Annotated in this window: 17 protein-coding genes and 1 pseudogene; 13 read left to right on the top strand and 5 right to left on the bottom strand. The window is 70.8% G+C overall.

Features of this window, described 5'->3' with window-relative positions; all coding sequences use genetic code 11:
* The first annotated feature begins 2 nt into the window (after positions 1-2).
* The 4 genes from ACFVYI_RS06025 (at position 3) to ACFVYI_RS06010 (ending at position 3,543) form a co-directional block, all read left to right on the top strand.
* Entirely contained in the window at positions 3-656 is a 654-nt protein-coding gene (locus tag ACFVYI_RS06025; protein WP_387881927.1) for a hypothetical protein, read from the top strand.
* 679 nt (positions 657-1,335) lie between these two features.
* A complete protein-coding gene (locus tag ACFVYI_RS06020) occupies positions 1,336-1,860 on the top strand; it encodes an AAA family ATPase (RefSeq protein ID WP_376165021.1) in 525 nt (174 codons plus the stop codon).
* 154 nt (positions 1,861-2,014) lie between these two features.
* Positions 2,015-2,542: a hypothetical protein gene (locus tag ACFVYI_RS06015; RefSeq protein ID WP_387881926.1), complete on the top strand. Its 528-nt coding sequence runs from the start codon at positions 2,015-2,017 to the stop codon at positions 2,540-2,542.
* A 479-nt stretch (positions 2,543-3,021) separates the two neighbouring features.
* Positions 3,022-3,543, top strand: a complete 522-nt coding sequence (locus tag ACFVYI_RS06010) for a hypothetical protein (protein WP_387881925.1) — start codon at positions 3,022-3,024, stop codon at positions 3,541-3,543.
* 4 nt (positions 3,544-3,547) lie between these two features.
* Here the strand turns inward: ACFVYI_RS06010 and ACFVYI_RS06005 are convergent, their stop codons facing one another.
* The 4 genes and pseudogenes from ACFVYI_RS06005 to ACFVYI_RS05990 form a co-directional block, all read right to left on the bottom strand.
* On the bottom strand, positions 3,548-4,780 hold the full coding sequence (locus ACFVYI_RS06005) for an IS110 family transposase (protein ID WP_387881924.1): 1,233 nt from the start codon (positions 4,778-4,780) through the stop codon (positions 3,548-3,550).
* An 860-nt stretch (positions 4,781-5,640) separates the two neighbouring features.
* Positions 5,641-6,793, bottom strand: a pseudogene (locus ACFVYI_RS06000) (CobW family GTP-binding protein).
* 17 nt (positions 6,794-6,810) lie between these two features.
* Positions 6,811-7,116 carry a 30S ribosomal protein S14 gene (gene rpsN / locus ACFVYI_RS05995; RefSeq protein ID WP_387881923.1) on the bottom strand — a complete coding sequence of 102 codons (306 nt, stop codon included), beginning with the start codon at positions 7,114-7,116 and terminating at the stop codon, positions 6,811-6,813.
* A gap of 269 nt (positions 7,117-7,385) precedes the next feature.
* On the bottom strand, positions 7,386-8,297 hold the full coding sequence (locus ACFVYI_RS05990) for a LysR family transcriptional regulator (RefSeq protein WP_387881922.1): 912 nt from the start codon (positions 8,295-8,297) through the stop codon (positions 7,386-7,388).
* An 83-nt stretch (positions 8,298-8,380) separates the two neighbouring features.
* Here ACFVYI_RS05990 and ACFVYI_RS05985 point away from each other — a divergent pair, with 83 nt between their 5' ends.
* Positions 8,381-9,298, top strand: coding sequence for a DMT family transporter (locus ACFVYI_RS05985; RefSeq protein ID WP_387881921.1), 918 nt, complete (start codon positions 8,381-8,383; stop codon positions 9,296-9,298).
* 276 nt (positions 9,299-9,574) lie between these two features.
* The gene (locus tag ACFVYI_RS05980) at positions 9,575-10,153 is read left to right on the top strand and encodes a hypothetical protein (RefSeq protein WP_387881920.1); all 579 of its coding nucleotides are present in this window, start codon (positions 9,575-9,577) and stop codon (positions 10,151-10,153) included.
* Positions 10,154-10,449: 296 nt separating this feature from the next.
* Here the strand turns inward: ACFVYI_RS05980 and ACFVYI_RS05975 are convergent, their stop codons facing one another.
* Positions 10,450-11,094, bottom strand: a complete 645-nt coding sequence (locus tag ACFVYI_RS05975) for a GntR family transcriptional regulator (protein ID WP_387881919.1) — start codon at positions 11,092-11,094, stop codon at positions 10,450-10,452.
* A 106-nt stretch (positions 11,095-11,200) separates the two neighbouring features.
* Here ACFVYI_RS05975 and ACFVYI_RS05970 point away from each other — a divergent pair, with 106 nt between their 5' ends.
* Genes ACFVYI_RS05970 through ACFVYI_RS05940 form a run of 7 tightly spaced genes read left to right on the top strand, consistent with a single transcriptional unit; the run spans position 11,201 to position 20,230 of the window.
* Positions 11,201-13,180: a beta-galactosidase gene (locus ACFVYI_RS05970; protein ID WP_387881918.1), complete on the top strand. Its 1,980-nt coding sequence runs from the start codon at positions 11,201-11,203 to the stop codon at positions 13,178-13,180.
* A gap of 9 nt (positions 13,181-13,189) precedes the next feature.
* Positions 13,190-14,527, top strand: a complete 1,338-nt coding sequence (gene gcvPA, locus ACFVYI_RS05965) for an aminomethyl-transferring glycine dehydrogenase subunit GcvPA (RefSeq protein ID WP_387881917.1) — start codon at positions 13,190-13,192, stop codon at positions 14,525-14,527.
* Positions 14,524-16,080: an aminomethyl-transferring glycine dehydrogenase subunit GcvPB gene (gene gcvPB, locus ACFVYI_RS05960; protein WP_387881916.1), complete on the top strand. Its 1,557-nt coding sequence runs from the start codon at positions 14,524-14,526 to the stop codon at positions 16,078-16,080. The genes gcvPA and gcvPB overlap by 4 nt, the downstream gene beginning before the upstream one ends.
* On the top strand, positions 16,077-17,189 hold the full coding sequence (locus ACFVYI_RS05955) for an ATP-NAD kinase family protein (protein ID WP_387881915.1): 1,113 nt from the start codon (positions 16,077-16,079) through the stop codon (positions 17,187-17,189). Before gcvPB ends, ACFVYI_RS05955 begins: the two co-directional genes overlap by 4 nt.
* A complete protein-coding gene (locus tag ACFVYI_RS05950) occupies positions 17,186-17,935 on the top strand; it encodes an SDR family NAD(P)-dependent oxidoreductase (RefSeq protein WP_387881914.1) in 750 nt (249 codons plus the stop codon). Before ACFVYI_RS05955 ends, ACFVYI_RS05950 begins: the two co-directional genes overlap by 4 nt.
* Positions 17,936-17,984: 49 nt before the next feature.
* Positions 17,985-19,289, top strand: coding sequence for an ABC transporter substrate-binding protein (locus ACFVYI_RS05945; protein ID WP_387881913.1), 1,305 nt, complete (start codon positions 17,985-17,987; stop codon positions 19,287-19,289).
* Entirely contained in the window at positions 19,286-20,230 is a 945-nt protein-coding gene (locus ACFVYI_RS05940) for a carbohydrate ABC transporter permease (RefSeq protein ID WP_387881912.1), read from the top strand. Before ACFVYI_RS05945 ends, ACFVYI_RS05940 begins: the two co-directional genes overlap by 4 nt.
* Position 20,231: the final 1 nt, after the last annotated feature.

The following is a 20,231-nucleotide window of genomic DNA, read 5'->3' as shown; positions in this document are numbered from 1 at the left end:
CGATGACTTTGGCGCAGCATGCCGATAATTCAGAAATTCAGGCTTGGTGTTTTGAAACTGACGCCTGGCGGGTTCTCACTGACGGCGACTACTCCAGGGCGGTGGAGCTCAGCGCGACCTCGCATCAGTTGGCTCCTACCGGAAGCTCGGTCGAAATCCAGTCCCTGGCACAGCAGGGGCGAGCGTTTGCACGCCTGGGATATTCCACCGAGACCTACGCCGCAATAGATCGAGTGCAAGAACTTTCCGCTGCGATGGGCACTCCGAATCGGCCAGAACATCATTTCCAATACGATCCAGCCAAGTCACTTGCGTACGCGGCGACCACGCTTGCATGGCTCGGCGATCCGGCAGCCGAAGCATACGCGCGAGAAGTAATTTCGCGACTCTCGCCCTCGGAGGACGTGAGCAAATGGCCTCGCCGGGTGGCATCAGCCAATATCGACCTGGCACTCTCGTTGGTGGCCACCAATCGATTGGACGAAGCATGTGATTCGGCGCAGCGCGCCATGCTATCTGGTCGAGTCGCGCCGTCTAACCATTGGCGCGCCCTCGAAGTCGTCAAAGCAGTAGAGGTGCGAAAGATTTCCGATGCGCGGGACCTCAGGGAAGTCTATGAGGGAATGCGCCTGCAGATAGCGCCGTCGAGCGACTGACGACGCGAAGAAAGGCCCCGCCCTGTCCCGCTGAAGGGAACAGGGCGGGGCCTTTGTGATTTGGAACGATTGACCGGGAGTTGCCTTCCCTGATCACCTGTAGCGCGGCGGCTTGCGCCTGGTCGGATCGGCCATGATCCCCCCTCTTGATCTGCAACTCTCCGCGCAAACGGGTCCAGTTGCGGCGAGAGTCTTTCCTCCCTTCCGCGCCTTATGGCACCGGGAGGGAGTCACCCCCCTGAGGTGTCACCGCAGACACCTCACGGCGCCAAGCCGTCAAGCCGGTGGCTGGGTGGAGCGTGGGGCGGTCGAACAGAGCTGATCCTCGTACGCCAGAATCGCGGCATGGCGATGGCACGGCACTGGTACTCCTCGGCTCCCGTTGTGGACGGCCTCCCGCTGCTGGACGGGCCCGGATTTTGGGCCGCGCACCTGGTCGACCTGTGCGAGGGCGAGTCGGCCCTTATCTGGGGCTCCTAGGCAGTTTGAGCATGTCAGCGTGCATCTGGAGTTGTCAGGGATGTAAGGCACGTAGTCGAGGCTCCGATGCGACGTGTCCTGTGCCGCCTACGTTCTCCACGCACTGTCACCGTGGCCTTCACCCGCCTGTGGCTCGCCCATGATCGGCGGGCGGATAAAGCGGTGGTCGTCTGATTGGCTTCCCTGCCACGATCTGGGTGTGACTACGTTGTTCCTGATGGTCGGCCTGCCAGGGGCCGGAAAGACCACGCGGGCTCGGCAGCTCGCCGCGGAGTACGGCGCGCTGCGTCTGACGCCCGACGACTGGATGATTCCCCTGTTCGGCGAGGCGGAGGCAGACGGGAAGCGCGACGTGCTGGAGGGGCGCATGCTCTGGCTCGCCTTGGAGGCGGTCAAACTGGGCACCAACGTCGTCGTGGACTACGGCTGCTGGTCGCGGGACGAACGGTCTGCCATCCGCTGGCTGGTGGAGGCCGAGGAGGCGTGCTTCCGCATGGTCTACCTGCCGGTGGACGATGAGACCCAGCGCGCGCGTATTGCCCATCGCTGGGCGACTGCCCCCGAGGAGACGTTGCCGATGTCCGAGGCCGACATCCTGCACGGGCGGGCGCATTTCGAGGAGCCCGACGCGGCGGAGCTGGAGGGCCGCGGGACCGCTGGCCCGCCGCCCGGCTGGGTGGGCTGGCGGGAGTGGGCCGCCGCCAGGTGGCCGTCGTTCGCGTGACTGCTGCGACCCACGACAGCGCAGCCGTAGCGAGCGTGCCCTCACCAGGCCGAAATGTTCCCCACTGGACGAGAATTGACGTTCATTCCGTTGGCTTCGTCCAGCGCGGGGCTGCCGATGGGCGCCCCGCTCATCCATCGTGAGGAGACCTGGCTTGACCGTCTCATGGGATCTGCTGATATCCACCGCAGGTGGTGTCACCGCAACGGTCGTGGGCGTCATCGCCGGCGGTGTCATCGGACGCCGCGGCCAGCACCAGCAATGGCTGCAGGGGACGCAGACCGCCGCCTACGAGAAGTTCCTGCAGGCGTTCGGGGCCGTGGAGGCGGAGCTGCGCGAGGCATTCCTCGACGAGCGCAGGCCCGCCGTCGACTGGGTGCCGTTCGTGGCCGCCCAGCACTCGGTCAGCCTCGTTGCCGACCCGGCGACCAGTGCAGCAGCCGAGCGGGTCTGCGAGATCCTGGAGGACTTCACCATCCTCTTCCATGGGCGTCAGCCGACCGACATCGAAGAACTGCGGCCGATTCATACCGCGCTGGGTGAGGCTCACCTGAGCTTCGTCAATGCGGCCCGCTGTTCCCTTGCCCCGTCCCAACGGCGCCTGGACCGATCACTGGGCGGCCCCTCACCCTGGCGGGGCGTCGAGTCCTTCTACACCCGACCTGACAGAAGCCTCGACTGAGCCTTGGCAGGGTGTCCGACTGGGAGGACGTTCTGGGCCGCTCTGCCCGATTGTCGGCGGACTGGCGGAATCGTTGAGGGGGTGACGGTCAGGTCGAGCCGCGCGGAGCAGTAGCCGTCGAGCGCGGTGGCTCGCTCGTCGCATCGGTGACGACGCTGTGAAATCCAGCGTCACTCCAGGTCCTTGAGCATCAGCGTGCACGTCGCCGTCGCGGCCGGCACCGCAGTGCCGTCCGGCAACTCCCGCTCCGGCAACGGCGCACCCACTTCCTGACCAGGGCGCCGAGCATGCCCGCCGCTGACGTGCCGTACGTGCCTGACGAACCCCTGGATATCTGTAAGGCACGGACTGATCAGGGCCACTTGCCGTACTTGTCTTACGGCCCCTGAGCACCCCAGATAACGCCGGAGGCCTTCGGCGCGGACGCTGGTGATGCCGGCGCCACGCTGGAACGCCTGCACGACAGGTCGGCCTGGCCGATGTTCACGGTCCCGCAGGGAGGCGGGTTCTCGATCGTCGTGCACTACAACAGCGGCGAGGAGTGCACCAGCACGGACTACTTCCTGGTCCACCCGGGCAGCTCTGATGCGGTCCTGGTCGGCACGGATCAGGACCGCATTGGTCCGGGCCTGTGCTGGCCGGAGCTCGCCGCGATCCTCCCCGCCCCGGAGGGAGCGGTCGGGGTGACCGATCCGCATGCCCGTCTGCTGTTGCTCCTGCCGGTGCTGGGCGACTCCGCAGCTCCTGCCGAGGCCGTGGACGCCGTCGTTGATGCGCTGATCGCCCACGGCGCCCCCGAGGGGAGCGAGCCGCTTGCTCGGCGCCTGCTCGGAGGCCACCCGATGTGGGGTGCCCAGCCGTGGTGGTTCGACCCCGACGAGCGGAGCTGGATCTGCGACGGCGAACACAGCCCGCGGCAGACCCCACTCGGCGATCACCTGTCCCAGCGCGGGCGCGCCGCACTGGAGGCCTGCCTCAGCGTGACGGAACCGGACTCCTGAGCCGCTAGGCGGCAACCGCGATCGGTGGGGCCGGGAAGGCTGTCTGTTCGTCGAAGAGGCGGCGGGTCTTGAGGCAGTGGTAGAGCTGGCCGAGCATGCGGTTGAACAGGTTGCGCTGGCCGGCGGCGTGCCAGTCGCCGTGGTCGTCGCGGCGGCGGCGGTAGTGGGCTTTCGCGCCGGGTGAGGCGGTGATGGCGGAGAAGGCCCAGAGGTAGCCGGCGTGGTTGAGCCGGTCGTTCTTCACCCAGCGGCGGGTGATGCTGGACTTCTTGCCAGAGGCCCGGGTGACTGGGGACGCACCGGCGTGGGCCTTGAGACCGCGGGCGTCGGCGAACCGTTCGCGGTCGTCGCCGATCTCGGCCAGGACCCGGGCACCGAGCTGCGTGCCGAGTCCGGGAAAGCTGCAGATGATCTCGGCGTCCGGGTGCTGCGGGAACACCTCCTCGACGGCCTGGGCGAGGTCGTCGGCGGCGGTGCAGGCAGCCGCGAGCTGGCCCAGGAGAGCGAGCGTCTGCTGGCCGAGCGCGTCCTCGACCAGCGGGGGCTGGTGGGCCCGGTCGGCGCGAAAGACCTCGCGCAGTCGCTCGACCTCGGCCTCGATGCCGCGCTTGCGGCCGGCCCTCTTGAGGGCGGCGGCGAGCTGCGTGCGGGTCAGCCGCGCGGCCTTTGCCGGGGTGGGGGCTGTCTTGAGGATCTCGCGGGCTTCGGGGCGGCACAGGCCGTTCTTCCACGGCTCGAAGGCGGCCAACGCCGCCGGGTAGTACTCGCGTAGCAGTGAGCGGAGCTGGTTGGCCATCTGCTGTTTGTTCCAGACGGCGTCCTGCTGGGCGCGGGCGAGGACGGCGACGGCGCGGGCCAGGTCGCTGTCGTCGGGAAGAGGCCGGTGGGCGTGCATGTCGGTGCGCAGGATGTTGGCCAGGACCAGGGCGTCGCCGGGGTCGGACTTCTTGCGGGAGACGGCGTGGCGGTCGCGGTAGCGGGCGGCGGCCATCGGGTTGATCGCGAAGACCTTCCGAGTGCCGGTCCGCAGGACCGCGACCAGCAGGCCACGGGAGGTCTCGATCGCGATAGGGATCGGGGCATCCTCGGTGTCCCCGTACTCGGCGAGCAGGTCCAGCAGCAGCTTGTAGCCGGCCGCATCGTCGGTGATGTGCCGCTTGGCCAGCAGCTGGCCGGTGTCGTCGACCAGGGCGACGTCGTGCGTCCGCTCGGCCCAGTCGATGCCACAGTAGATCAAGTTGTTCCCTCCCAGGGCGCGATGTTTGCGCTGGTCACGAGCGCATGCGGGCCACGCAGCGACCTAATTCCAGGACTCGGCCATCCAGCCGGTCCGCCACCTCACTAGCCGTTCGTGGCACCAGCGCACCCCACGGGCCTCGGTCTCCTGCGGGAGCTCGGGCGACTCGGGCAAAACGAGAGGTCACCATGCGGTGGGCTCCACCACCAACACCAACGAGTGATCAAGAGTGTGGTGTTGACGGTGGTGACGGCCGCGAAGGCGCCGGACGCCGCCGCTCTGTTCAAAGGCATCGACGCCTGGCATCAACAAGGCTTTCCTCCGGCGCCCACGCGGCCGCCACCACCACGAATGCCGGGGCCGCGCGCCGATCTATCCGAAGGCCTCAGCGACCCGGGTGGCGCGAGGCGTCACGACCTCGGCATTCGAACGGACCGGGATCGAACATGGGGGGCGTGGTCTGCGGGCATGCGAATTCCTCGTGGTCAGTGGCCCAATTGCGCAGTTCCGACTGTTCGAATTCGCAGCAAGAAACACCCCGCCATTCGGCGTACTCCATGGCGCGCGGGTTTGCAAATCGGGGGGTAGTTCGCTCCAATGGAGTAGCGGAATTCGCGGCAACCGCACACCCCTCGTAGTCATCTGGACTGGAGTAGCCATGCCCACACGGACCCCCAGACCCGCCGTCGAACTTCGGGTCGGCGGGCTACACCTGACGATTCAGCGCATACCGCGATGGGTGTTGGCGGTCGGTCCGACGGTGGGTGGCGGCGTTCTCGCGGCGCTGCTCAGCCGACGGTGAACTCCCGTGCGGTCTTCCCTCGGTGGCACTCACGGCACAACGGCTCCGTTCGGTTCGGTCAGGACACGGGTTCCAGGAGGTCCTGGAACGCGTCGGGGAAGGACTTCCACCGCTGCTCCCCCGCCATCAACTCGGCGTCGGTGAGCAGGCAGGAGTCGAGCAGATCGACGATCCCGTCAACGTCCAACCCTTCGGCGGTGAAGGTGAGTTGCTGCACTCGATCGCCGTGCGCCGGGTGTCAGTCCAGGGCTGCGGCAGCCCGACGGGCGGGCGGGTACAGCTCCCAGGCCGCATCCGACAGCGACGCCAGCCACGGCCCGCACTCCTCGACGGCGAGGTTGGCCCCGGCGGCGTCCCAGGCCAGCATCAGCTCGGGCCGGTTGGCCAGCCAGAACCGGCCCCGGCTGCGCTGGGCGGCCGGGACGAGCAGCTCCAGCGCCGCGTACAGCCGACCCGGGTGCAGCGGCCGGCGGCGCTCCCAGACCATGGTGGCCACGCCCGCCTCGTCGTGCTCCTGCGGCAGCAGGGCCATCGCCGGGTTGACCCGGTCCCGGGCCGCGGCCACGTCGAAGCCGCCGAGCGCGGTTCCGTACCAGCGTGCCGGTGCCGAGCAGCACCCGCCGGCCGGTCGGGTGGAGTTGGCGCAGCATCGCCAGCCCCGCCGCGCCGCCGCGCGCCACGGCGATCGTCGTCGCGTACTCGATCTGGTGGGCCAGCGCCTCGGCGCGGGTACGGGTGTCGTCCGGTGAGGTGTGCTCGCCGTGTTCGGCGAGGCCGTCGGAGACGGACAGTTCGCCGATCAGCCGGTCCGGGTCGACCGCGACGACCACGACGGCGAGTTCGACGGCCTCCTCCACCGGGCGGCCGTCCACCTCGCCGCCGGCGATCACCTCGACCACCGGATGCGGGTCGCTGCCGCCCCACAGCTCGACGACCGCCAGGCCGTGCTGCCCGGCCTCGGCGATCCCGACCAACTCGGGCAACAGGTCCTCGCGCACCGTGCAGCAGGCGCGGTCGTTGACCAACGGGAGCTCGGCCGTGTCGTACGCGCCACCGGCGTCGCGCAGCTCGCGGTGGACGGTCCTCCGGCCGGCGTCCCGCAGGTCGTGGCGCAGGACCACGGCGTCCACGCAACTGTCCAGCAGCTCCTGGACGGCCCGTCGTCGTTCGGCGCGGTGCAGACCGGCCACCACGACGACCGGGAGCTTCACCTGGTCGGGCACCGCGCTCACCAGCTCGACTTGCGCACGCCGGGCAGCTGTCCGGCGTGGGCCATCGCCCGGAGGTTGATCCGTGAGAGGCCGAAGGCCCGCTGGTAGCCGCGCGGGCGGCCGTCGACGCTGTCACGGTTGCGCACCCGGGTGGCACTGGCGTCGCGGGGCCGGCGGGCGAGTTCGGCCCGCGCGCCGACGCGGTCCTCGGGGGCGGTACCAGGGTGGGCGATGATCCTCTTGAGTTCGGCGCGGCGCTCGGCGAAGCGGGTGACGATCGCGCGGCGCCGCTCGTTCTTGGCGATCTTGCTCTGCTTGGCCATCAGACCTTCTCCCCACGGGCGCGGATCCGGGTGACGGCGACCTCGATCCCGATCACGTCGACGGTCTTGAGGCCGGGCCGGTCCGCCCGCAGGTGAGAGGCTCGAAGAACATCCATCCACATGCGTCGCTGCGGCGGGTCTTCAACCGAGTTAGCGCCTTCCGAAGGTATTCGCGACTGAACCGGAGGCACCAGGAGGGCGGCCCTGGCCGGACACGGGCCCTCGTACCCTGGATGCCGCTGCCATCCGCTGCGCCGGGCGGACTGCAGTCAGCGGGTACAGATCAGGGCGGCGACGGCGGCGATCGGGGGCCAGGTCCACTGGCCGGCGCGGGCGACCAGGAAGCTGCGGCGGGTGCCGGCCAGCGGGTCGAGACGGCGGAAGGCCACATCCGTACGGTCGCGCTCGATGCCGGACTCGGCCAGCACCGCCACCCCCAGCCCCGCGCCGACCAGGCTGTTCACGAGGTGCAGGCTGTCCATCCGGTGCGGAATCCGGGGGACGAAACCGGCCATCGCGCACACCCGGTGCACCAGCTCGTCGTCGTCCGTGCCACGGGAGTTGGTGATCCAGCCGCCCTCGGCGAAGGCGGCGAGGTCCGACAGCGCGATCGGCCGCTGCGAGTCCGGGTGGCTGCCCGGTACAGCCAAGTACAGCGGCTGCGCCTCGAACCTCCGGGCGCTCAGCTCCGACGGCCACGAGTGCGGCACCAGGCTGTAGTCGTACACCACCCCGAGGTCGACCTCGCCGGACCGCAGCAGCTCCACCGTGCGCTCCGGCTCGTGCTCGGACACCTCCACTTCCACCTGCGGATGGAGCCGCCGCATCCGGACCACCGCCGGCAGGACCACCGGCTCCACCGCCGTGTAGAAGCTGGCCAGTCGCACCCGGCCAGCCGGCTCCGCGCCGCCGCGCAGCTCGGCCGTCGCTTCCTCCATCGCCGCCAGGATCCCCACCGCGCGCTCCACCAGCCGCGAACCCGCGGGCGTCAGCCGCACCCGGCGGCCGACCGGCCGCAGCAGCGGCACGCCGACCTCCTGCTCCAGCACCGCCAGGTGCTTGGAGATCGCCGACGTGCCATACCCCGTATGGTCGGCCACGGCCGCCATCGTGCCAAGCCGGTCCAGCTCGACCAGCAGGCGCAGCCGGGTGAGGTCGGGCAGCCGACCGAAGGGTTCCATACCGGCATTGTCCACTGATGGTAGATGATCGCTCCACCAATAGACCGTGGACGGAAACAGCCAGCTGGCGATCAAATGACTGCGTGACCGCAACAACCTCCACCGCTGCCGACGACGCGCGGCAGACGGCTGTCAAGTGTTTCCCGCCGGGCACCCGGCGGCGGGTGCCCGGCGCCGTACTCGTGCTCGCCGCGATGGCCGTACTGCACACCGGCAGCGCGCTCGCCACCGAACTCTTCGACTCCATCGGCCCGGCCGGCACCACCTGGCTGCGGATCGCGTTCGCCGCCGTCATCCTGCTCGCCTGCACCGGCCGCTCGCTCGGGCCCGCGCTGCGGGCCGCGTCCCGGCGCGACCTCATCGCCACCGCGCTGCTCGGCGCCGTCAGCGCCGCACTGATGCTGCTGTTCTCCGAGGCGACCGCACGAGTGCCGCTCGGTACCGCCACCGCGCTCGAGTTCCTCGGCCCGCTCGCCGTCGCCGTCGCCGCATCCAAGCGCCGCTCCGAACTCGGCTGGCTCGCGCTCGCCGCGGTCGGCGTCCTACTGCTCACCTCGCCGTGGACCGGCGCGATCAGCGGCGCCGGGGTCCTGTTCGGACTGGCCTCGGCAGTCTGCTGGGCGCTGTACGTGATAGGTACCGCACACGTTGGCAGCCGCTTCACCGCCCAGCACGGCCTGGCCGTCTCGCTCACCGTCGCCGCTGCGGTCAGCGCGCCGTTCGGCGCACCTGCAGCCGCCGCCAACCTCGACTGGGGCGTGGTCGCCGCAGCGGCGGGCATCGCGGTCCTGATGCCGCTGCTGCCCTTCCTGCTGGAGATGACGGCCCTTCAGCGGATCGGCAAGACCACCTACGGCACCCTGGTCGGCCTCGAACCGGCCATCAGCCTGCTTGCCGGGCTCATCCTCATCTCCCAGACACCGACCGCCGTCCAGGCCGGCGGCACCGCACTGGTGGTTGCCGCCGGCATCGGCGCGGCCCGCAGGGAGCAACGCAGCTGACGAGGGCACCTGTCGGCCCTGTCGCCACCTGGACGGGTGGGAGCCCCGACCGGTCGGAGGCCTGTCGATGGAAGAGAGCGGCGCGGGAGCCAAGGATCTCGTCGGCGGTCTTGGTCCAGATCCGACCGAGCCGCCACACTCGAACCCGTGCTCGTCAAGATCGACAGAGTAGTTGGCTTCCGAACAGCTAAAATGGAGCCGCACGCCCATCGATCAGGCCCAGCTGTGCCCTCAGTCAGGTCTTGATCTCGGTCACCCGGCTGCGAAGGGCACCTCATGACGTCGCAGACCTCCTCGGTCGCGCAATCCGGGCCGGACTGGGTGGTCATCGCCAGCTTCGACACCCACCAGCACGCCGAACGCATGCTGGCGTCGCTCGGGCGAGGCTTCCGCAAAGTGGCCGGCAGGGTGGGCACGACCGCCGTGGTCATCAGCGGGAACGCCGACGGCTCGCTGAGGCTGAATCAGTCTCGCGTGCTGACGGCCAGCGGTCTCGCGGACGCCCTGTTCCGCCTCTCCCTGTCGTGGATGGTCGGGTTCATGGGCCTGGGTTCCACGCTGAAGGGCGCGAAGGTCGGGGCCCACGCGGCCGAAGTGCACAAAGGACACGTCAGTTCCGACGCGCAGCAGGTCCACAGGATCCTCGTGGAAGCCGGCCCCCGCGCCGCCATCGCGCTGGTGCGCTGCAAGGACGCGGACACGCAGCGCCTGGTGGCCGCAGCGGCCGCCGAACGTGCGAAGGACAGCTGGGACGGATCGCTCGCGGAGTTTCTCGCCACCCTCGACCCCGGTAGCACTCACGATTGGGTGCGCGCCGCTGTCGGTGAGGCCTCGAAGACACACCGCGACCGGTGACTGTCGGCGTCGCCCCGGGCCGGACACCGGCGGGTGGCCCTGCCTGACCAGCGGGGGCATCCGGGCCATCCGGATTCCGGCGAGCCGGATGGGGGGAGGTGCAGCTCGCCAAGATCGTCGTACGGGTCGGCAAGAGGTTCCACGCCCCCTCCCTACCCCGACCCCAATCGCCGACCTCCCGCAGCGATCGCCCGTTCGGGTGAACTGCGCGATGCTCCGGCACTCATGATCGAAATCAGGGGACGATCGACGCGTCCCCGCCACGCCGGGGCTACGCCCGGACGACGCCCGGCGGGTCAGTCCGCCGGGATGTGGGCGAGCATCCGCTCCATGCCGCCCACCCAGTTGGCCCTGAGCGCCTCGATGGCCCCGGTGAGGTCGTCCTCCAGCAGCCGGCGGGCGATCTCGCAGTGTTCCTCGGACTCGCGGGCCACCGGTTCGTCCTCGGCGACGACCAGGTTCTCGTAGCGCCGCATCCCGGCCTTGACGCCGGCCAGCAGGTCGAGCAGGCGCTCGTTCGGGCAGCCGCTGAGCAGCAGGCCGTGCCACTCGTCGTCGCGCCGGTCGACCGTCGCGTGCTCGGCCACCGCGTCGGGGAACCCCTGGGCCAGTCGCAGCAGTTCCGGGGCGGTCTTCCGCAGGTGCACCGGGTCGGAGGACTCCAGTGCCAGGGACTCCAGCGCCGCGACGATCGCGACCAGCTCGCGGAACTCCTTGCGGCTGACGGGCGCGAAGCGGAAGCCGCGGCCCTGGTTGCTCTCCAGGACGCCTTCGCCCGTGAGCGTGATCAGTGCCTCGCGCAGCGGGGTGCGGCTGACGCCCAGCTCAGCCGCCAGAACCGCCTCGTTGACGTCGGTGCCCGCGGCGAACTCACCGCGGGTGAGCCGCTCCATCAGCTCGTCGCGGATCTGCTCGCGCAACGGACGGCGCTCGATCGCCATCGCACTCCCCCAGCTCTGAATCTCCGACACAACCCTTGACCACGGACAGAGTACTGCACTATGCATTCTGAATACAAAATGCCAACTGGTTGGAGAGGGGGCGGACATGGGCCTGACGCGGGTACCGGGGCTGCTGTTCGGCGGCGACTACAACCCCGAGCAGTGGTCCGAGGAGGTGTGGAACCAGGACGTCCGGCTGATGGCCGAGGCGGGCGTGAACGCGGTGACCGTCGCGGTCTTCTCCTGGTCCCGACTGGAGACCGCGCCCGGCGTCTTCGACTTCGGCTGGCTCGACCGGATCCTCGACCTGCTGCACGCGCACGGGATCGCCGTCGACCTCGCGACGGCGACGGCGACGCCACCGCCCTGGCTCGTCCGGCGCCACCCCGAGCTGCAGCCCGTCGACGCCGCCGGCACCCGGCTGGAGTTCGGGTCGCGCCAGGGGTACTGCCCCTCCTCCCCCGTGTTCCGCGAGGCCACCGTCCGGCTGGCGCGCGCCATGGCCGAGCACTACCGGGACCACCCCGCGCTGGTCATGTGGCACATCGGCAACGAGTACGGCGACCACACGGTCGAGTGCTTCTGCGAGGAGTCGGCCCGGGACTTCCGCCGCTGGCTCCAGGCCCGGTACGGCACCCTCGAAGGGCTCAACTCCGCCTGGGGGACGTCCTGCTGGGGCCAGCACTACACCGAGTGGACGCAGCTCGCCCCGCCCCGCAAGGCCCCCGGCCCGGTCAACCCCGCCCAGGTCCTGGACTGGCGCCGGTTCTCCAGCGACGCGCTGCTCGCCTGCTTCGAGGCCGAGCGCGAGGTGCTCAAGGAGGTCACCCCGGACATCCCGGTGACCACCAACTTCATGAGCCTCCTGCACCACCTCGACTACTGGAAGTGGGCCGCCGCCGAGGACTTCGTCAGCGACGACGCCTACCCCGACCCCGCCGACCCGCAGGCCCCGGTGAAGGCCGCGCTCAGCTACGACCTGATGCGCTCCCTGAAGCAGCAGCCCTGGCTGCTCCTGGAGTCGGCGCCGAGCGCGGTGAGCTGGCGCGCGGTGAACGTCCCGAAGGAACCGGGCGTCATGCGCCTGCACAGCCTGCAGGCCGTGGCCCACGGCTCGGACGGCGTCATGTTCTTCCAGTGGCGCCAGGCCCGCTACGGCCCGGAGAAGTTCCACTCGGCGATGCTGCCGCACGGCGGGACGGACACCCGGCAGTGGCGCGAGACGCTCGCCCTCGGCGCGGACGTGCGACGGCTGGCCGAGGTCGCGGGGAGCACGACGCGGGCCGAGGTCGCCCTGCTGCTGGACTGGGAGAGCTGGTGGGGGCTCGAAGCGCCGGAGTCGCTGCCGTCCGACCGGCTCCGGCTGCACGGCCTCCTGCTCTCCTGGTACGCCCCGCTGCACGGCCGCGGCATCGCCGTCGACCTGGCGCCGCCCGACCGCGACCTCTCCGGCTACAAGGTGGTCATCGCACCGAACCTCTACCTGTGCACCGCCGAACAGGCCGCCAACCTGGCCGCCTTCCCGGGCCGGCTGGTCGTCGGCCCGTTCAGCGGGGTGGTGGACGCCGCCGACCAGGTCCACGAGGGTGGGGCGCCCGGGCCGCTGCGGGAACTGCTCGGGCTGCGCGTCGAGGAGTTCTGGCCGATCCCCGACGGCCGGACCCAGGACGTGCTGGCCCAAGACGACCCGGCCCGGAACAGCACCCGGCTGACCGCCCGGACCTGGAGCGAGTGGCTGGAGCTCGACGACGCGCACGTCCTGGCGCGCTACCGCGGCGGCCCGCTGGACGGCCGGCCGGCCGTCACCCGCCGCGGCACCGTCACCTACCTCGGCTGCCTGCTCGACGACCTGACGCCGGTGCTCGACGAGGTGCTCGACGCGGCCGGCGTCACCGGCGTCACCGGGGCGAAGCTGCCGCCCGGCGTCGAGGCCTGCCGGCGCGGCGACCACCTCTTCCTGCTCAACCACGGGGCCGCCGCGGCCACCGTTCCCCTGCCCGCCTCCGGGACCGACCTGCTGACCGGTCGCCGCCTGCACGGCTCGGTGGTCATCGCACCGCGCGACGCCGTGGTCCTGAAGCACTGAGGAGTACCCGTGACCCATCCCTACATCCCCAACGCGGGGCCCGACGCCCGGGCGGCGATGCTCGCCGAGATCGGTGCGTCGAGCGTCGCCGAGTTCTACGCGGACATCCCCGCCGACCTCCGGCCGGCCCGTCCGCTCGACCTGCCCGCCCCCTTCACCGACGAACAGGGCCTCGTCCGGCACCTGCGCGGCCTGCTGGCCCGCAACACCGACACCACCGAGGCGCTGAGCTTCCTCGGCCACGGCTGCTACCCGCACCACGTCCCGGCGGTGTGCGACGAGGTCAACGGCCGCGGCGAGTTCCTGACCGCCTACGCGGGCGAGCCCTACGAGGACCACGGCCGCTTCCAGGCGCTCTTCGAGTACGTCTCGATGATGGCCGAGCTCCTGGAGATGGACGTCGTCAACGTGCCCACCTACGACGGCTTCCAGGCCGCCGGAACGGCCCTGCGGATGGCCGCGCGCCGCACCGGCCGCAGCCGGGTGCTCCTCGGCAGCGCGATCGCCGCCGACAAGCTGAGCAAGATCCGCGACTACCTCACCCCGGACATCGAGGTCGTGCTCGCCCCGGCCGGCGCACCGGAGCTCCCGCTGGACGACACCTTCGCCGCGCTCTACCTGGAGACGCCCGACGTGCACGGCGTCATCGAGACGCGCGGACGCGAACTGGCCGACCTGGCGCACGGCGTCGGCGCGCTGCTGGTCGTGTCGACGGACCCGATCTCGCTCGGTGTGCTCGCGCCGCCCGCGTCCTACGGCGCCGACCTCGTCTGCGGGGACATCCAGTCGCTCGGCATGCACCAGCAGTACGGCGGCGGCCAGGCCGGCTTCATCGCGAGCCATGACGACGAGCGGCTGGTCGCCGAGTTCCCGTCCCGGCTGTTCGGCATCGCCCCGACCGCCGTCGCGGGCGAGTACGGCTTCGGCGACGTCTTCTACGACCGGACGTCCTTCGCGCTGCGCGAGGAGGGCAAGGAGTGGGTCGGCACCGCGGCCGCCCTGTGGGGCATCACCGCCGGCGTCTACCTCGCGCTGATGGGCCCGCAGGGCATGCGCGAGATCGGCGAGACGATCCTCGCCCGCACCAGGTACGCCATGCGGGCCCTCGCCTCGGCCGGCGCCCTGGTCCGCGAGCAGGACGCCCTCCACTTCCGTGAGTTCGCCGTCGAGGTGCCGGACGCCGACGCCCTGCTCGCGGCGCTGCGGACCGGGAACATCTTCGGCGGCGTGCGCCTCGGGCCCCGGGTGGTCCTGGTCTGCGTCACCGAACGGCACTCGATCGCCGACATCGACACCCTCGCGGCGGCCGTCAAGGACGCCCTCTCGGCCACCGGAGGCACCAAGTGAGTTCGCAGGAAGAATCGTTCGCGCAGCTGCCGGTCGCCGCCAAACCGGCCCTGCGCCGCTACCACCAGGCACGCTGGGACGAGGAGATCCTCTTCGAGCTCTCCCGGCCCGGCCGGCGCGGCGTGGGCGTCCCGGCCCCGGACGCACCGCTGGTCGAGCTGCCCGAGGGCGTCGGCCGCGCCACCCCGCCCGCGCTGCCCGAGCTGTCGCAGAACCAGGTGGTCCGGCACTACCTGCGGCTCTCGCAGGAGACCCTCGGCGCCGATCTGAACATCGACGTCGGTCAGGGCACCTGCACGATGAAGTACAGCCCGAAGGTCAACGACACCTTCGTGCGGGACCCGAGGATCGCCGAGCTGCACCCGCTGCAGCCCGAGGACTCCGTGCAGGGCGTGCTGGAGATCTACTGGCGCCTGGAACAGATCCTCCGGGAGATCTCCGGCATGGCCCGGGTCTCCCTGCAGCCCGGCGCGGGCTCGGCGGCGATCTACGCCAACATCGCCATGATCCGCGCCTACCACGCCTCCCGGGGCGAGGGCGAACAGCGCGACCAGGTCATCACCACGATGTTCTCGCACCCCTCGAACGCGGCCTGCGCGAAGGTCGCCGGGTACGAGGTCATCACGCTGATGCCGGACGCCGAGGGCTGCCCCGACATCGAGGCGCTGCGGGCCGCCGTCGGACCGCGCACCGCCGCACTGATGATCACCAACCCGGAGGACACCGGGATCTTCAACCCGAGGATCCGCGAGTTCGTCGAACTCGTCCACCAGGCCGGCGGGTTGGCCTGCTACGACCAGGCCAACGCCAACGGCATCCTCGGCATCACCCGGGCCCGGGACGCCGGCTTCGACCAGTGCCACTTCAACCTGCACAAGACCTTCTCGACGCCGCACGCCTGCGGCGGGCCGGCGGCGGGCGCGTGCGGCGTCTCCGAGGCGCTCGTCCCCTTCCTGCCCGGCCCGGTCGTCGACCGCGACGGCGAGTCGTACACCCTTGCCCCGCCGGCCCGTTCGGTCGGGAAGATCCGGCCGTTCCTCGGGGTCACGCCCAACGTCGTGCGTGCCTACGCCTGGGTGATGGCGCTCGGCGCGGAGGGCCTGCGGGAGGTCGCGGAGACGGCCGTGCTCAACAACAACTACCTGATGCACAAGGTCCTGCGGATCCCGGGCGCCTCCGTGCCCTGGGCGGACCGGCGGCGCGTGGAGCAGGTCCGGTACTCCTGGCAGGAGCTCACCGAGGAGACCGGCGTGCACTCTGAGGAGATCGGCGTGCGCGCAGCCGACTTCGGGGTGCACTACTGGACCAGCCACCACCCCTACGTGGTCCCGGAACCCTTCACCCTGGAGCCGACCGAGTCCTACTCCCGCGAGGACCTGGACGAGTACGCCGCGATCCTCGCCCAGGTCGCCTCCGAGGCCCGGGAGGACCCGGCGTTCGTCAAGAACGCCCCCTACCACCAGAGCGTCCACAGGATCGACACCACCTCCCTGGACGACCCGGCCCAGTGGTCCCCCACCTGGCGCGCCTACTGCCGGAAGCACCGTCGGTGATCGTCGGCCTGATCGTGAACCCCGTGGCGGGCCTCGGCGGCCCCGCCGCCCTCAAGGGCAGCGACGGCCCGGACATCCAGGCCAGGGCGCTCGCCCTGGGCTCGGTGCCACGGGCCGCCGCCCGCGCGGCCACCGCCCTCACGGCGCTCCACGGCCGGCGCCCCGGCATCCGGCTGCGCACCGCCGCGGGCCCGATGGGCGGGGACAGCGCCGTCGCGGCCGGCGTTCCCCACGAGGTCGTCTACCGTCCCCGGCCCGGGGCCGGCGGCTCCGACGCGGCGGACACCCGGGCGGCCGTGCGGGCGCTCGCCGGGGTGGACCTGTTGCTGTTCGCCGGCGGGGACGGCACGGCCCGCGACGTCCTGGACGCCGGTCCGACCGGCCCGGTGCTCGGGATCCCGGCCGGGGTGAAGGTCTACTCCGGGTGCTTCGCGGTCAGCCCCCTGGCCTCGGCGACGACCGCCGCCGGGTTCGACGGGGCGACGCTCGACGCGGAGGTCGTCGACCTGGACGAGGAGGCCCACCGCGCGGGCGGCCGGGTCGGGGTCCGGCTGTACGGGACCCTCCGGGTGCCAGCGGCCCGGGCGCGGCTCAGCGGGCGCAAGACCGGTTCGTCGGCGGAGCTGCCGGGATCGGCGGAGTCGATCGCGCGTGCGGTGGTGGCGTCCATGCGGCCCGGCGCGGCCTACGCGCTGGGGCCCGGGGCGACCACGCTCGCGGTGGGGCGTGCGCTCGGCCTGGAGCTGACGCCGCTGGGGGTGGACGTCGTCCGGGACGGCACCCTGCTCGCCTCCGACGTCACCGAGCACACGCTGCTCACCCTTGCCATGTCACAGGTCACGTACGGCGTGCTGTCCGTCATCGGCGGGCAGGGCTTCGTGATCGGCCGGGGCAACCAGCAGTTCAGCCCGCGCGTACTGAACCGGCTCGCCGGGATCGTCGTGCTCGCCACCCCCCAGAAACTCGCCGCGCTCGGCGGCCGGCCCCTGCTGGTGGACAGCGGGGACGCCGAGGCCGACGCCGCGTTCAACGGACACGCCCGGGTCGTCACCGGGCACCGCGCCTCCGTGATGTACCGCATCCAGTCAGCGAGCGAGGATCTTCCATGAACGTCCTGCAGAACAAGGTCGCCATCGTCACCGGCGGTGCCTCGGGCATCGGCCGGGCCACCGCGCGGCGGTTCGCCGCCGAGGGCGCGGCCGTGGTCGTCGCCGACCTGGCGGACGCCACCGACCTCGTCCGCGAGATCGAGGCCGACGGCGGCCGCGCCACGGCCCTGCGGGCCGACGTCTCCTCCGAGACCGACTGCGAGCGGATCGTGAACACCGCCGTGCAGACCTTCGGCGGGCTGCACGTCCTGTTCAACAACGCCGGAATCATCCGTCGCCAGACCGCCCTGGAGATCTCCGCCGACGACTGGGACCACGTGATGGCCGTCAACGTCAGGTCGGTCTACCTGATGTGCCGCTTCGCCATCCCCGCGATGACGGAGGGCGGCTCCATCGTCAACACCGGCTCCGGCTGGGGGCTGAAGGGCGGCGGCAACGCGCTGTCCTACTGCGCCTCCAAGGCCGCGGTCGTCAACATGACCCGCGCGCTGGCCATCGACCACGCCGCCGCCGGCATCCGCGTCAACTCGGTCAACCCCGGCGACACCATGACGCCGATGCTCCGCGACGAGGCACGCCAACTCCAGGCGGACTGGGCGGCCTTCGAGAAGGACGCCGCCGACCGGCCGATGGGCCGCGCGGGCTCGCCCGAGGAGATCGCCGCCGCGGTGCTGTTCCTGGCCGGCGACGCGAGCAGCTACGTCACCGGCACGGCCCTCGTCGTCGACGGCGGCGGCCTCGCCTGACCCCGCCCCGCCCCACCCCCACCCTCACGAACTCTCCCGGAGGCACCCGATGTCCGCTGTGAAGAGCAGAGCAATCCTGGTCGCCGTGGCGATCGCGCTGTCCGCGTCCGCGTGCAGCGGCACCAACGGCGCCGGCGTGGCCGGCGGCGCCAAGGACGGCAAGGTCACCCTGCGCTGGTCCACCTGGGGCTCGGCCGAGGACATGGAGGTCTTCAAGGCCTTCACCGAGGACTTCACCAAGAGGCACCCGAACATCGCGCTGAAGCTCGAACCCGTCGCCTCCTACGAGGACTACCACCCCAAGCTGCTCACCCAGCTCACCTCGAAGACCGCGCCCGACGTCTTCTACGTCGGCGACGACTACATCGGCAAGCTCGTCGCCGACGGCGTGCTCTCCCCGCTCGACGAGCAGCTCGCCGGGCCGAGCAGCAGGAGCAGGCCCGCGGACTTCTTCGAAGGCATCTACGGCGGCGCGAAGAAGGGCGGCGTCACCTTCGGCGTCCCGAACGACACCAACCCCGAGGTCCTCTGGTACGACAAGAAGGCCCTGGCCGCCGCCGGGATCACCGAGGACCCGGCCGCGCTGAACGAGGCCGGCCGGTGGACCATGGCCACCTACCTGGAGATGAACGCCAAGCTCAAGGCCGCGGACAAGTACGGCTCCGTCTTCTGGAACTGGTACGGCGCCAACTACAGCCTGGTCAACGGCTTCGGCGGCAAGGTCTGGGACGGCGGCAGGTTCGTCGCGCCGTCCGACCCGAAGGCCCGGCAGGCCCTCAGGACGCTCTTCGACGGCTACCGGGACAAGACCTTCGCCTCCGCCGACCTGCTGCCCGAGGGCAACAGCGCGGCCACCCAGTTCGTCAAGCACAAGGTCGGCTTCTACGCCGGCGGCCGCTGGGTCATCGAGAGCATCGACAAGGGCGGCGACCGCCAGAACTACGACATCGTGCCGTTCCCGTCGGAGTCCGGGCAGCCGATCCCGGGCGCGGTCGCGGCCTCCTACCTGACCATCAACAAGGACACCAAGCACCGGGATGAGGCCTTCACGTTCCTGAGCGAGTTCGTCAGCAAGGAGGGCCAGCAGCTTCGGCTCAAGGGCGGCAGCGCCGTGCCGTCGATCAAGGGCGCCGAGAGCCTGGTGACCGGCGACCACTACCCGGCGCACGCCCAGACCTTCCTCGACGTGCGGGACAAGGGCTTCGCCAACTACCCCGACGAGGTGGCCGTCCCCGGGCTGACCAAGGCCATCAACGACCACCTCATGAAGATCTGGGAGGGCAAGCTCGGGTTCGACGAGGGCATGACCCAGCTCCAGAAGCTGGTCGACGACCTGAAGGGCCAGAAGGGTTGAGCGCCGTCAGCCAGGCCCCGGCGCGCCGGTGGGCCCGCCCCGCCCGGACCGGCCGCGAGCCGCTCTGGCGGCGGCGGGAGCGCTGGTGGGCCGTGGTCTTCCTGGCCCCCCAGCTGCTCGGCCTGCTGGCCTTCCTGGTCGGCCCGCTCGGCTTCGCGATCGTCCTGTCCTTCATGCGGTGGGACGGGCTCGGCGACGCGACCTGGGTCGGGCTGGACAACTTCGAGGCCCAGCTGACCGACCCGTCCTTCGGCCGCGCGGTGTGGAACACCCTCAAGATCGGCCTGATCACCGTGCCGGGCGGGCTCGTGCTGGCCCTGCTGCTGGCGCTCGCCCTGCACGGCGTGCGGGGCCGGACCGCCTACCGGGTGATCTACTTCCTGCCGGTGGTGACCAGCTCGGTCGCGGTGTCGGTGATCTGGCAGATGATCCTCGGCGGCGGCACCGACGGCATCCTGAACGGCACGGTCCAGGACCTCTTCGGCGTCACGCTGCCGAACTGGCTCGCGGATCCGGACTGGGTGGTCCCCGCCATCGCGGTGGTGACGATCTGGTCGTCGCTCGGGCTGAACGTGGTGATCTTCCTGGCCGGACTGGCCACGATCCCGCCGAGCCTGCTGGAGGCCGCGCGCATCGACGGCGCCGGGCCGTGGCAGACGCTGCGCTCCGTCATCCTGCCGATGCTCTCGCCGACCGTCTTCTTCACCCTGGTGGTGTCGGTGATCAGCTCGTTCCAGGCCTTCGACCTGATCTACGTGCTGGTCAATCCCGACCACAACGAAGGCGCCCAGACCATCGTCTACAAGGTCTACCAACAGGGCTTCCGCGAGTTCCAGTTCGGCCTGTCGAGCGCCGCCGCGCTGATCCTCCTGCTGCTGACGCTCGTCGTCACGGCGGTCCAGTTCAAGGCGCAGAAGCGCTTCGTCCACTACGAGTCGTGAG

It is taken from the genome of Kitasatospora sp. NPDC058218 (genome assembly GCF_042882445.1).
Lineage (GTDB): Bacteria > Actinomycetota > Actinomycetes > Streptomycetales > Streptomycetaceae > Kitasatospora.
This window is presented reverse-complemented; position numbering and strand designations above follow the sequence as displayed.

Coding starts and splice junctions, on each gene's coding strand:
- ACFVYI_RS06025 (WP_387881927.1), top strand. CDS start 3: ATGACTTTGGCGCAGCATGCCGATAATTCAGAAATTCAGGCTTGGTGT.
- ACFVYI_RS06010 (WP_387881925.1), top strand. CDS start 3,022: ATGTTCACGGTCCCGCAGGGAGGCGGGTTCTCGATCGTCGTGCACTAC.
- rpsN (WP_387881923.1), bottom strand. CDS start 7,116: ATGGCCAAGCAGAGCAAGATCGCCAAGAACGAGCGGCGCCGCGCGATC.
- ACFVYI_RS05990 (WP_387881922.1), bottom strand. CDS start 8,297: ATGGAACCCTTCGGTCGGCTGCCCGACCTCACCCGGCTGCGCCTGCTG.
- ACFVYI_RS05980 (WP_387881920.1), top strand. CDS start 9,575: ATGACGTCGCAGACCTCCTCGGTCGCGCAATCCGGGCCGGACTGGGTG.
- ACFVYI_RS05975 (WP_387881919.1), bottom strand. CDS start 11,094: ATGGCGATCGAGCGCCGTCCGTTGCGCGAGCAGATCCGCGACGAGCTG.
- ACFVYI_RS05970 (WP_387881918.1), top strand. CDS start 11,201: ATGGGCCTGACGCGGGTACCGGGGCTGCTGTTCGGCGGCGACTACAAC.
- ACFVYI_RS05950 (WP_387881914.1), top strand. CDS start 17,186: ATGAACGTCCTGCAGAACAAGGTCGCCATCGTCACCGGCGGTGCCTCG.
- ACFVYI_RS05945 (WP_387881913.1), top strand. CDS start 17,985: ATGTCCGCTGTGAAGAGCAGAGCAATCCTGGTCGCCGTGGCGATCGCG.